This is a genomic window from Comamonas halotolerans (assembly GCF_030162935.1).
Taxonomy (GTDB): domain Bacteria; phylum Pseudomonadota; class Gammaproteobacteria; order Burkholderiales; family Burkholderiaceae_C; genus Comamonas; species Comamonas halotolerans.
Window position 1 is genome coordinate 244,751 of the sequence record NZ_JASAUZ010000023.1, and the last position, 12,996, is coordinate 257,746.

Here is a 12,996-nt window from a genome sequence, read left to right on the forward strand (position 1 = left end):
CGCCTGTCACCACCATTGCTGCGTTTCACAGCACTTCAATAATTCACGAGGAGACTGCCACCATGGTTTGGCAACAGATCTATGACCCCATGAACAGCATGTGGGTTTCCACATTGCTTGCGGCCATCCCGGTCGTCGTCATGTTGGTAGGGTTGGGCTTTTTGCACATGAAGGCCCACCTTGCAGCAGGAGCAGGCCTGATTGCGGCCTTGCTGATCGCCATCTTTGTTTACAGCATGCCCGCTGAAATGGCAGGTCGTGCAGCCCTGTTCGGTGGCCTCACAGGTTTGCTGCCGATCGGCTGGATCGTGCTGAACATCATCTTCTTGCACCAACTGACCGAACAAAACGGCAGCTTCAAGGTGCTGCAGGATTCTCTGTCAGGCATCACCCAGGACCGTCGCATACAGTTGCTGCTGATTGCCTTTTCCTTCGGCGCCTTTTTTGAAGGTGCCGCAGGCTTTGGCACGCCCGTGGCAGTCACTGCGGCAATCTTGATTGGCTTGGGCTTTTCGCCACTGGCTGCCTCTGGCTTGTCATTGATTGCCAACACCGCCCCTGTTGCATTTGGTGCGCTGGGAACACCGGTGATCACACTGGCAAAAGTTCATGGTTATGACCTGATGGAAGTCACCGCCATGATTGGTCGCCAGCTTCCCTTCTTCTCCGTGCTGGTTCCTTTCTGGATGATCTGGGCATTTGCAGGGCGCAAGGGCATGATGGAAATCTGGCCAGCCATTTTGGTGACCGGCCTGTCTTTTGCCATTCCACAGTACCTGGTCTCCAACTTCATAGGCCCAGAACTGGTGGACATCATTGCAGCCTTGGTCTCCATGGTCTGCTTGGTGGCCTTTTTGCGCGTTTGGCAACCCAAGAAGATCTGGACATCAGCATCGTTGCGCGGCAAGGATGTGAGCGCCTCGGAAGTCAAACCTGCGCAGCCCGTGGTCAAACACAGCCGATCGGCACTGATTGCTGCATGGACACCCTGGATCATCCTGTCGGTGTTTGTCTTCCTCTGGGGGTTGCCATCTTTCAAGGCATTCCTGAACGGAATTTTTGCACCAGCCTTCCCCATGGATGGGCTACATAACATGATTGAGAAAATGCCTCCCGTGGTCCCTACGCCCACCAGGGAGGGTGCTGTCTACACACTCAATCTTCTGTCGGCCACCGGCACGGGCATCCTGCTGTCGGCCATCGTCAGCGCCTTCGTCATGAAGTACAACGTGGTCAGAATCGTCACCACCTTTTTCAAGACACTGTGGTTGGTGCGCTACTCACTGATGACTATTGTGCTGATGCTGGCGCTGGGCACGCTGTCACGCTACTCCGGCAGCGACACCACCCTGGGTCTGGCTTTTGCCAATACCGGCATGTTCTACCCCTTCTTTGGCACCTTGATGGGCTGGCTGGGTGTGGCGCTGACAGGTTCGGACACCGCGTCCAACGTGCTCTTCGGTGGCATGCAGAAAGTGGCCGCAGAACAGCTGGGGCTTTCGCCCAATCTGATGGGCGCAGCCAACAGCTCGGGCGGCGTGATGGGCAAGATGATCGATGCGCAGTCCATCGTCGTGGCTTCAACTGCTACCCGCTGGTTCAACCATGAAGGCGACATCCTGCGTTATGTATTCTTCCACTCCATTGCGCTGGCTTGCCTGATGGGCCTGTACGTCACACTGCAAGCGTATGTCTGGCCATTCCACCTGATGGTGAATTAACGTCCCAGCGAACATAGGTTGCCGCAAAAAAGCCGCCAGTTCTTGCTCAGAACTGGCGGCTTTTTCATTGTGACCGGTGCTTGAGTCAAGGTGTCTCGAGAGGTCGCCCAAGAACAGCAGGCGGCACGCGCTCGTAGTCCGTCACAGCAGCAGGTTCAGCATCCGACTCAGACCAGTTATCCATCCACTGATCCAAAGCATCCCCATTCAAGGCGGCCGGTGGAGCGTCCAAGGGCACTGAAGGTGCAGGCAATGCAGGCACGGATTCCTCAATCACTTCCTCCTCCTGCCGTTCGATAGGAATGACCGGCGCAGGTGCTGGCACTGCTGGCGGTACTGGTTGCGGTGGCAATGTTTTGGGAGTCTGCACAGGTCGTGCGTCTGATTCTGCGGGCTGCGCGTCACCCCACCATGTATCAAGCTGTTCACGCACACCATTTCGTAAGTCAGCCCACCATTGCGAGGTTTCTGGCTCTGCAAAATGCGCATGGCGATCCATGTCCTTGCGGCGCAGCACCTGCGCAGTGAAATCACCCACCATGGGCAGCGCACTGCGCGCGCCCTGGCCCCAGTAGTCGCTGCGCAGGGTAATACGGGGATCGTTAAAGCCTGCCCAGGCACCTGCCACCAACTTGGAGTGCATCAAGATAAACCAGCCATCGGCATTGTTCTGGGTCGTGCCCGTTTTACCCGCCACATCATCTTTGATGCCAAAGCGCTGACGAAGACTGCGTCCCGTGCCTTTGTCCACCACACCACGCAACATATCGACCAGGGCATAGCTGTCTTGCGCGCTCATGGCCCTCTCTGGAGCATAAGGCGCAAACTCTGCCAGCAGCTTGCCATTGCGGTCTTCAATACGCGTAATCATCCAGGGTGAGCGGTACTGCCCGGCACGCACCAAGCTGCCGTAAGCATTGGTCATCTCCAGCAGGGTGACGGGGCTGGCGCCCAGTGCCAAGGCAGGCACAGCATCCAAACGGCTGCCGCGCACCCCCAGGTTGCGAGCCAATCGCGCCACCTTGTCTGGCCCTATCTCTTCCATCAACTGCGCCGTGACGGTGTTTTTGGAATATGCCAGCGCATCACGCAACGACATGGACTTGCCTGATGGAGGGCCGGCATCGGTTGGTCGCCAGACCTCACCACCAGACAGTGTGATCTCGACGGCTTCATCCACACGCTCATCGTCTGCAGACAAGCCTTCTTGCAAGGCTGCGCCATAGACGAACGGTTTGAAAGTGGAGCCTGGTTGCCGGCGCGCCTGCTGCACATGGTCAAAGGCATCGAGGGCAAAGTCACGGCTCCCCACCCATGCACGGATGGCGGCAGTCTCTGGTTCCATGGCTACAAAACCAGCCTCCAGTCGCGTCTTTTCCTGGCGCAGCTGCTGCATGAATGCTTTGTCAGCAAGCAGGGATTGCAGGGACTCCTTTGCGCTTTGCCCCTTCTCACGCAATGCAGCATAGGCCTTGCTCTCTTTGACCAGGCTTTGCACCAAGGGGCTGTCGGCATGCCAGCCATCGCTTTTTCCCCAATTGGTATTGGCAATGCGCTGCAGCGACTGGGTATGACTGCGAACTGCCTGGTTCGCCACTGCTTGCATGCGCGCATCCAGCGTGGTGTGCACCACCAGTCCGTCGGTGTAGATGTTGTAGCCTTCGCTGTCCGCCCAGTCGATCAGCCACTTGCGAACCTGCTGGGTGAAGTGCGGCGCAATGCCTGTCGGCACTTCCTGGCGCTCGAAGTTCAGCCTCAGAGGGCGTTGTTTGAGCCGCTCAAACTCGGCCTGCGAGAGCACGTCGCGCTTCACCATCTGCGACAGCACCGTATTGCGGCGTGCCACCGCACGCTCGGGATTGCGAACCGGGTTGTAGTAGCTCGTGCCTTTGAGCATACCGACCAAGGTGGCAGCCTCTATCACGGAAAGCTTGGCGGCGGGCTTGTCAAAGTAAGTGCGCGCCGCCATCTCTATGCCCCAGGCGTTGTAGAGAAAGGGCACCATATTGAGATAGGTCTCCAGAATTTCGTCTTTGCTGTAAAGCGCCTCGATCTTGAACGCAGTGATCGCCTCTTTGAGCTTGCGATTCAAGCTGGCAGCACGGCCAATCTCTTCCGGGTACAGATTGCGCGCCAACTGCTGCGTCAACGTAGAGCCTCCTTGCATATCTCCCCGCAAGGTATGGACGACCGCACCCGCTGTGCGCCACCAATCCATGCCATGGTGCTCATAAAAGCGGTGATCTTCGGTCGCTATCAACCCTTTGATGACTGCTGGAGCCACCTGATCCAGCGTGACCCATTGGCGGTTGCTGCGCTTGAACACCGCCAGTTCCTTGCCATCTGCAGAGAGCACCTGGGCAGGCTGCTCCAGCTTGGCCTTGCGAATATCACTGATGCTGGGTGTGAATGGAACCAGCAGCAACACATACAGCAATCCAGCCGTTGGTAGTGCCACCAGCCATTGCCAGCGCCATGCGCGCACGCGCTGCCACGCTGGAGCGATACGCAGCCACAGGGTTTGCAAATGGGGAGCATTGAGCAACACAGTGCGAAACTTGTGTCCGCCTGCACGGGCTTGCTGTTGCATGGATTGCAGTCGCTGGCGCCATGCCTGGCGCGAGAAACGCTGCGTGTTGGGACGATTTTCAGGCTCTTGTTCTTGCACGATCAAAGGCAGTGGCACGGGCACTGCACAACACAGAAGTCGCACAGCATGCCGCAAAAAAAACGCCCCGGCGTAACCGGGGCACTTTGCCTAAGTTTTAAGCAGGGTTTGAGCGTGCTATGCAACACGCCCCAACCTCAGGTGTTCTTGCTGATGGTGATGGTAGGAAACTTGGCCGAGAAGTCCTTGGCCTTCTGCGCAATCTTCACTGCCACATCGCGCGCCAGCTTTTTATAGATCTGCGCGGCTTCACTGTCTGGTGCTGCCACCACGGTAGGCTTGCCACTGTCCGCTTGCTCACGAATTTGCATGGACAGAGGCAGCGAGCCCAGGAAGTCCATATTCCACTCCTGCGCCAGCTTCTTGCCACCATCCTGTCCAAAAATATGCTCCACGTGGCCGCAGTTGCTGCACACGTGCATGGCCATGTTTTCCACCAGACCCAAAATCGGCACTCCAACTTTTTCAAACATCTTGATGCCCTTGCGCGCATCCAGCAAGGCAATGTCCTGAGGCGTGGTCACGATCACGGAGCCTGTCATCGGCACCTTCTGGCTCAGTGTCAGCTGAATGTCACCAGTTCCTGGGGGCAGATCGATCACCAGATAGTCCAGGTCTTTCCAGTTGGTCGAGCGCAGCATTTGCTCCAGCGCCTGGGTTGCCATGGGACCGCGCCAGATCATGGCTTCGTTGGGGTTGTTCAACAGCAGGCCAATGGACATCAGTTGCACGCCGTAGTTCTCCAGCGGCTCCATGGTCTTGCCATCGGTACTCTCGGGCTTGCCACTCACACCAAACATCATGGGCACACTGGGGCCGTAGATATCGGCATCCAGCACACCCACGCGAGCGCCTTCAGCAGCCAGCGCCAGCGCCAGATTGGCCGTGGTCGTGGACTTGCCCACACCGCCCTTGCCAGAAGCCACTGCAATGATGTTCTTCACGCCCGGCAGCAGTTGCACGCCACGCTGCACCGCGTGTGACTGCACCTTGGTGTAGACATTGGCCGAGACATTCTCCACACCGGCCACGGTCTTGGCTGCGGCAATCAGTTGCTTGCGCAGCTCGGGGATGATGCTCTTGGCCGGATAGCCCAGCTCCACATCGAATGCCACATCTCCACCGCTCAGTTGTACGTTGCGCACGGAGCGAGTGCTCACAAAATCGGTGCCGGTGTGAGGATCGATAACGCTAGCCAGCGCGGCCAAGAGGCCTTGTTCGGTGAGGGACATGTGACTTTTTACTTGTAGCAGGGTCTGAGAAAATAAGACATCTAGTCTATCGAAGCCCATCAACCCATGTCGGGTGCGGGTTCTTGTCTTCTGAGGCGTCCATACGTCTTGTTTCCCCTGTGAAAGATCTCCGCCATGAAATTCAAAATGGCCGAAAATTCCCTGTTTGCCATCCTGCTTCGCTCGCGCTGGTGGATCAGCTTCCTCGTCGGCGCAGGCTGGGCACTGCTGGCTGCCGCGCTGGTACCCCAGCCCTACAAGATAGTGGCGATCCTGGGATCACTGCCGTTCTGGGCTTTGGGCTTTGTGGCCTTTGTGCGCCAGTACGACCAACCCACGCCTTTGCAGCAACAGGCATTGCTTGAAGATGCCGCCAGCAAAAACTGGGGTGAATTCGCCAATCATCTTGAGCGTGCCTGGCAGGTGGAAGGCTATGAAGTAGCACGCGGCAAAGATGCAGCCGTGGACTTTGTACTGCGCCGCAACGGCAAAACCACGCTGGTTTGTGCCAAACGCTGGAAGGCCAGCACCCATGGTGTCGAGCCTTTGCGAGCACTACATCAGGCCATGCAAGCGCAAAACGCCGATGAATGTGCGTATGTCTGTATTGCACCGTTGCAAGACACGGCTCAGCGCTTCGCGGATGCCCAGCATATCGCCGTACTCAGTGGTCTCACCTTGGCCACACTGCTTCAAAAGCCCTTGATGAAGCAGCCTTAAAGGATGAAAAGTACTTCTTAGACACAAATGTGCGCCTGCCATGCATCCATGGCTCGCACGCTCAGTGGTGCATGCCTCCATGCACGCTGGTACATATTGCATTTTGCATGGGCGGTTTTGGCTGGAGGCCTCCGAGGGGCTACACAAACTGACAAGCATCAAGGTAGCCGCGGCATAAAAAGCCTAGCTTCGAAGATCACATCTTCACCAGCCTTCCCATGCATGCCTTGTCGCCATTGCGCTCTTTGAAGTTGAGTTTGCTGCTGCCTTACGCTGCACTCATCACACTATTGATTGCCGTCATCAGCGTTATGGTGTACTGGGCTGGTGCGCAAGCGGTCACTCGACTCTCTGACCTCAGGCTCACAGAGATGGTGCAGCGCATGCAGCAGGAGATTGAGAACCATGTCAGCGGCTCTGCGGCAGTACTGGAAGCCGCATTCCCCAGTGGCACCACTGCCCCCTCCGACATCCGCCGCGACTGGCAGGCACTGCGCAACCGTTTGTGGACAGCCACCTCGCTGCACCCACTCACCAACGATTATGTGCACTACGGTAATGTAAGTGGCCAAGGTGTTGGTCTCAAGCGCCTGCCTGACGGTAGCGCACAATTGCGTGTGCGTACCAGCAGTGACCAGCACCGCCACTATTACAGCTTGGCAAGCATTGATGGTGAGCAACAGTTTCTGCGCACCGAACGCACCATGTTTGATCCGCGCAATCGCCCTTGGTTTCAACTGGCCTTGCACAACGAGCAACAGAGCTGGAGCTCGGTGTATATCGACCTGGGCATCCAAGACCTTGTGCTGACCCGCGCGCGCCGCATACTCAACGACCAAGGTAATTTTGAGGGCGTGATAGCCACAGACGTACCCCTGCGTGCTCTCAACGCGGTAGTGGATGAAATTGGCCGTAGCGTGCAAGGGCTGGCGTTTGTGGTGGAGCCCAGTGGCGATCTTGTTGCAATATCGGGCATGAGCAATCTGCGTTTGGCAGATGAGGCACGTGTAGAGCGCATCACCACTTATTCCAGCGGCAATTCGCTGGCGCACAGCATCTATCTGCAAACGCGCAGCTACTTCAACCCCAGCTCTACCACAAGCAACAATGCAGACAAGCGTTCTTTATCGCAAGTAAGCAACTTGCAGATTTGCGACACCGACGGTCAGTCCTACCATGTGGCTTTTGTACGCGTAGACGATCGAGCAGGCCTTGACTGGATTGCTGCGGTCGCCGTGCCTCGCGCCAGCCTGCTGGCCGATGTTGTGCATCTCGTGAAATGGGTGATATTGGTGGGCGCGTTCAGCCTGCTGCTGGCGTTGCTCATTGGCATGCATCTTTTTGGTCGCCTTGCTGGTGACTTGCGTAGCCTTTCCCACACCTTGCAGCGCGTAGGCCATGGAGACATCAGCACACCATTTGAAATTCAGCGCAATGATGAAGTGGGAGAGCTGGCCCGCAACTTCAACAGCATGCGCCACGCATTGTTTACCGATAGGCTGACCGGTGTTGCCAACCGCAGCGCTTTGCAGCACATGCTGGGGAGCTGGATTGTGCAAGCGCATACGGCACCTTCACCAACGCTATTTGCACTGCTATTCATTGACCTGAACCACTTCAAACCTTTGAATGACCGGTGGGGTCATGACAACGGCGATCTGGCATTGATAGAAGTGGCACAGCGCATGCGCCATCACCTTGGTGGCGAAGACCTCGTCGCACGCCTGGGAGGTGATGAGTTTGTGGTGGTCCTGCATGGAGTGGACAACATGGGGGCAGCCCAAGACGTATGCACCGAACTCGAGGCTTTGATCAGCGCCCCGCTGACCACATTGCGCGGCATTCCAGAGGACACACAAGTATCTGTTGGCGCCAGCATCGGTATTGCACTGTTTCCGCAGGATGCACAGGACGTGCAGGGCTTGCTCAAACATGCCGATCAGCAGATGTATGCGCAAAAAGGCAAGAAACCTTTTTCATATCAGCGCGAATAGCCACAAAAACAATAGCAAACACGCACGCAAACCCGCTTTTGCTGCTTGGCTGGGCCAGCGCTTTAAAATGGACGGTTGCTTTCCATAGCTTACGAGAAGAGCCTCATGTCCCAACGCAAGATTTTCGCTACCACCGCACTGCCGTATGCCAACGGCAACTTCCACATCGGCCACATCATGGAATACATCCAGGCCGACACCTGGGTGCGTGCGCAGCGAATGCAGGGCAACCAGGTGAATTTCGTGGGTGCGGACGATGCTCACGGCGCGCCGATCATGATTGCTGCCGAAAAAGCGGGCAAGACACCTCAGCAGTTCGTGGCTGACATTGCAGCTGGCCGCAAACAGTACCTTGACGGCTTTCACATTGCTTTTGACAACTGGAGCAATACCGACAGCCCCGAGAACCACGAGCTGTCCAAGCAAATCTACCTCGACCTTAAAGCCGCGGGCTTCATCGAGACCCGCACCATCGAACAGTTCTTTGACCCTGAGAAGAACATGTTCCTGCCCGACCGCTTCATCAAGGGCGAGTGCCCCAAGTGCCACGCCAAGGATCAGTACGGCGATAACTGCGAATCCTGCGGCGCCGTGTATGCGCCCACTGATTTGATCAACCCGTTCTCAGCCTTGTCCGGCGCCAAGCCTGAGCTGCGCTCCTCCGAGCACTTCTTCTTCAAACTGTCGGACCCACGTGCCGTGGAGTTCCTCAAGGAATGGACGCAAAACGGCAAGCACGTACAGCCCGAAGTGGCTGCCAAGGTCAAGGAATGGTTTGGCGTGCGCACCAACCCCGATGGCAGCACCAGCGAAGGACTGGACGATTGGGACATCAGCCGTGACGCGCCCTACTTCGGCATTGAGATTCCTGATGCACCCGGCAAGTACTTCTATGTGTGGCTGGATGCGCCTGTCGGCTACCTGGCTTCGCTGAAGAACCTTTTGAACAAGCGCGGCGAAGATTTCGACGCTTACATGACCAATCCCGACCTGGAACAGTATCACTTCATCGGCAAGGACATCGTGACCTTCCACACGCTGTTCTGGCCTGCCATGCTGAAGTTCAGTGGCCGCAAGACGCCTACCAAAATCTGCGTGCACGGCTTCCTCACTGTGAACAACGGCGAGAAGATGAGCAAGAGCCGTGGCACCGGTCTGGACCCGCTGAAGTATCTTGCGCTGAAGATGAACCCCGAGTGGCTGCGTTACTACCTCGGCGCCAAGCTCAATGGCAAGAACGAAGACATCGACTTCACCGCAGAAGACTTCATGCTGCGTGTGAACTCCGACCTGATCGGCAAGTACGTCAACATCGCCAGCCGTGCAGCAGGCTTTATTGCCAAGCGCTTTGAAGGCAAGCTGGGCACAATCTCCGAAGACGGACAGACGCTGCTGGCAGCACTGCGTGAGCAAAAGGATGCCATCGTGGCTGCCTATGAAAACCGCGATACCGCCCGTGCTGCGCGTGAAATCATGCTGTTGTGCGATAAAGTCAACAGCTATGTGGACGCTAACAAGCCCTGGGAGCTGGCCAGGCAGGAAGGCATGGACGCACGCCTGCAAGATGTGTGCTCCACCTGTATTGAAGCCTTCCGCCTGCTGACCATCTACCTCAAGCCCCTGCTGCCTGCTGTGGCCACACAGGTTGAAGCCTTCCTGAACGTGACTGCCCTGCAATTTGCCGATGCCGACAGCCTGCTGGGTGCAGGCCACAGCATTGGCAAATACGAACACCTGATGCAGCGTGTGGTGATCGAGCAGCTGGACGCTCTGTTTGAGCCCCCAGCCGCCCCCGTGGCCGAAGCCGTGAAACCCGGTGGCGAAGAAATTGCCCCCACCATCACGATTGACGACTTTGCCAAGATTGACCTGCGCATCGCCAAGATCGTCGAGTGCAAGGCCGTGGAAGGCTCCACCAAGCTGCTGCAGCTGACATTGGATGCTGGAGAAGGCAGGACACGCAATGTGTTCTCTGGCATTGCCAGCATGTACACACCAGAGCAACTCGAAGGCAAGCTGACGGTGCTGGTGGCCAATCTGGCACCACGCAAGATGAAATTCGGTATCTCCGAAGGCATGGTTCTGGCTGCCAGCCATGCCGACGAAAAGGCAGTACCCGGCATCTATGTGCTGGAGCCTTTCCCGGGTGCCCAGCCCGGCATGCGTATTGGCTGATGCGCAGCGCTTATATATCCAGCCTGCCTTTGCGTCTGATTGCCGCAGGGACATTCTCATGCCTGTTGCTCACCGGCTGCATCACCTACACCGTGGTCGGCGCCGCCGCTTCTGTGGCTGGCCTGGCAGTGGATGCCGCTGTAGGCACGGTCAAAATCGTGGGCAAAGGCGTGGGTGCCGCAGTCGATGCCATGTCTGATGACGACGAGGACGAAGAAGGCAAAGATAAAGACATGGATGCCGCTGAGCAGACAAGCTACCCACAACTTGACAGCGCAGCAGATACCAGCCACCGCTCATCAGAATAACATCTCCTTTTGCGATGCCCAACATATCGTAATCACAGGCAATCAAAGCTTGGTGGCATGAACATGTCACCAAGCTTTTTCATTTGTGACTACCGTGCATTATTGCTAGAGCGCTCCTTTTTTTTGATTTTTCACTACTTTTGCTGGGCAACACACAACGACCAGGAACACTGACCATCGTGCTGAAAAATGCGGCTTATATGCATGGTGCAGATGCTTCTAACCAGCTGTTGCAACCTGCTCCCTAGAATCCGGCGCTCTATCTGCTGTGCTGGCACGTGACTGCCGCCAGAACAAGCACCCACGATGACCCGCCGGAAAAGCGCCACACCCGCACACCGGCACGCGACCGTCAGGAGAACGCATGCCCTTATCACCCGTACGTACACTGCGGCCCGCCCTATGGCTGGCTGCGGCCTTGCTCGCCCCTGGGGCCATGGCCCAGTCCACACCGGCTTCTACAGCTGTGGGGCTCACCGTACAAGATATTTCGCTGATTGCCGGTACCTGCGCCAACTGCCACGGCCCTGACGGGCGCAGCACCGGAGGCATTCCCAGCCTGCGCGGTGTCAATGAACGCCACCTGCTGGCCCGCTTGCAAGCATTCAAAGCGGGCACAGCAACAGATGCCACCGTCATGACTCGCCTGATGAATGGCTATGACGATGCCCAGATCCAAGCACTCGCCCAGTGGTTCAGCAAGGAGGCCAACCAATGACTTTCAATCGCCGTACTGTTTTAGGTAGTGCCGTTGCAGGTGCTGCAACCCTGGCCTTGCCATCCATCGTGCGCGCCCAGGCGGGTGCTGCCCATGTCGTCATTGTCGGTGGCGGCTTTGGCGGCGCTACGGCTGCGCGCTATCTCAAGGCCCGTGCCCCACAAGTGCGTGTCACGCTGGTCGAACCCGCGGAGCGCTTTTACACCTGCCCCTTCTCCAACCTCTATCTGGCAGGCCTGCGCACGTGGGACAGCATTGGACACAGTTACGACGGACTGCGCAAAGCAGGCATCGATGTCATCCACGCCCGAGCCGACAATGTAGACACCATAGGCAAACGCGTGCTGCTGTCCAGCGGGCAGGCGCTGAACTACGACAAACTGGTACTGTCCCCTGGTATCGACATGCGCTGGGGTGCACTGGAAGGCTATGACGAAGCTGCCGCCGAACTCGCACCCCATGCCTGGAAAGCCGGCCCACAGACGCTGTTGCTGAAAAAGCAGCTGGATGCCATGCCTGACGGCGGCAAGTTTGTGATGGTGATTCCGGCCAATCCCTTCCGCTGCCCACCCGGGCCTTATGAGCGTGCCGCCATGGTGGCCCACTACTTCAAGCAGCACAAACCCAGATCGAAAATTCTGTTGCTGGACAACAAGGACGCCTTCTCCAAGCAAGGCTTGTTCCTGCAAGGCTACAAAGCCCTGTACGGAGACATGATCGAGTGGGTCAAACAGTCTGACGATGGCCAGGTGGTGCGCGTGGATGCCAAGAACCTTGAGGTGGAAACCACTTTTGGTACCAAGCACAAAGCCGATGTGCTCAACGTCATTCCACCGCAGAAGGCCGGCTTTATTGCCGAACGCGCTGGCGTGACCGATGCCAGCGGCTGGGTACCCATCAAGACCGACAGCTTTGCTTCCCAACAAGTCAAGGACGTGTATGTGCTGGGCGATGCCACCCAGGCAGCCCCCATGCCCAAATCCGGCTTTGCCGCCAACACCCAGGGCAAAGTAGCTGCTGCTGCGATTGCCTCCGAATTGCTGGGCAAGCCTGCGGCCACCGGGGCCTTTGCCAACACTTGCTACAGCTTGATCGGTGCAGACTACGGTATCTCCGTGGCAGGCGTTTACAAGACCGATGGCGGCAAGCTGATTGAAGTGCCCGGCTCTGGTGGTGTCAGCCCCATTGATGCTGATGCAGGCTACCGCAAGGCCGAAGCCGAATACGGCGCAGCCTGGTACAAGGCCATCAGCACGGACATCTGGGATCGCTGATAGCAGGCATCACACTCTCTCTCCATGCGCCATGGCGGTGAGACAGGTACCCGCCTGTTTGCGGGACAGAGCCTGTGAAAGAGGCCTGCTTCAACAATGGCTGTTGTTGCAACATGACAAGCAGCCTACTTTTGCCCCGCAACTTTTCAAGTGCGGGGCATTTGCATATCCGCATCGCGCCATTAG

At 57.3% G+C, this 12,996-nt stretch carries 9 protein-coding genes; 7 read left to right on the forward strand and 2 right to left on the reverse strand.

The genetic code is table 11. The annotated features are described in order from the left end of the window. Positions 1-62: 62 nt before the first annotated feature. Positions 63-1,721, forward strand: a complete 1,659-nt coding sequence (locus tag QEP11_RS11705) for an L-lactate permease (protein WP_284336821.1) — start codon at positions 63-65, stop codon at positions 1,719-1,721. 85 nt (positions 1,722-1,806) lie between these two features. On the opposite strand, the gene QEP11_RS11710 is transcribed toward QEP11_RS11705, so the two are convergent. Then, positions 1,807-4,311 (reverse strand): penicillin-binding protein 1A, encoded by a 2,505-nt coding sequence (locus QEP11_RS11710; protein WP_284337027.1) that lies wholly within the window; start codon positions 4,309-4,311, stop codon positions 1,807-1,809. Between the two features lie 215 nt (positions 4,312-4,526). Beyond that, positions 4,527-5,621: an iron-sulfur cluster carrier protein ApbC gene (apbC, locus tag QEP11_RS11715; RefSeq protein ID WP_284336822.1), complete on the reverse strand. Its 1,095-nt coding sequence runs from the start codon at positions 5,619-5,621 to the stop codon at positions 4,527-4,529. 135 nt (positions 5,622-5,756) lie between these two features. Between apbC and QEP11_RS11720 the strand changes: the two genes are divergently transcribed. From QEP11_RS11720 to QEP11_RS11745, 6 genes are all read left to right on the forward strand, one after another. Continuing rightward, entirely contained in the window at positions 5,757-6,341 is a 585-nt protein-coding gene (locus QEP11_RS11720; RefSeq protein ID WP_284336823.1) for a restriction endonuclease, read from the forward strand. A 218-nt stretch (positions 6,342-6,559) separates the two neighbouring features. After that, positions 6,560-8,335: a bifunctional diguanylate cyclase/phosphodiesterase gene (locus QEP11_RS11725; protein WP_284336824.1), complete on the forward strand. Its 1,776-nt coding sequence runs from the start codon at positions 6,560-6,562 to the stop codon at positions 8,333-8,335. Between the two features lie 105 nt (positions 8,336-8,440). Continuing rightward, positions 8,441-10,510, forward strand: a complete 2,070-nt coding sequence (gene metG / locus QEP11_RS11730) for a methionine--tRNA ligase (protein ID WP_284336825.1) — start codon at positions 8,441-8,443, stop codon at positions 10,508-10,510. After that, entirely contained in the window at positions 10,510-10,818 is a 309-nt protein-coding gene (locus QEP11_RS11735) for a hypothetical protein (RefSeq protein WP_284336826.1), read from the forward strand. The genes metG and QEP11_RS11735 overlap by 1 nt, the downstream gene beginning before the upstream one ends. Before the next feature lie 364 nt (positions 10,819-11,182). Beyond that, positions 11,183-11,536: a c-type cytochrome gene (locus tag QEP11_RS11740; RefSeq protein ID WP_284336827.1), complete on the forward strand. Its 354-nt coding sequence runs from the start codon at positions 11,183-11,185 to the stop codon at positions 11,534-11,536. Further along, positions 11,533-12,810 (forward strand): NAD(P)/FAD-dependent oxidoreductase, encoded by a 1,278-nt coding sequence (locus QEP11_RS11745; RefSeq protein WP_284336828.1) that lies wholly within the window; start codon positions 11,533-11,535, stop codon positions 12,808-12,810. The genes QEP11_RS11740 and QEP11_RS11745 overlap by 4 nt, the downstream gene beginning before the upstream one ends. Positions 12,811-12,996: the final 186 nt, after the last annotated feature.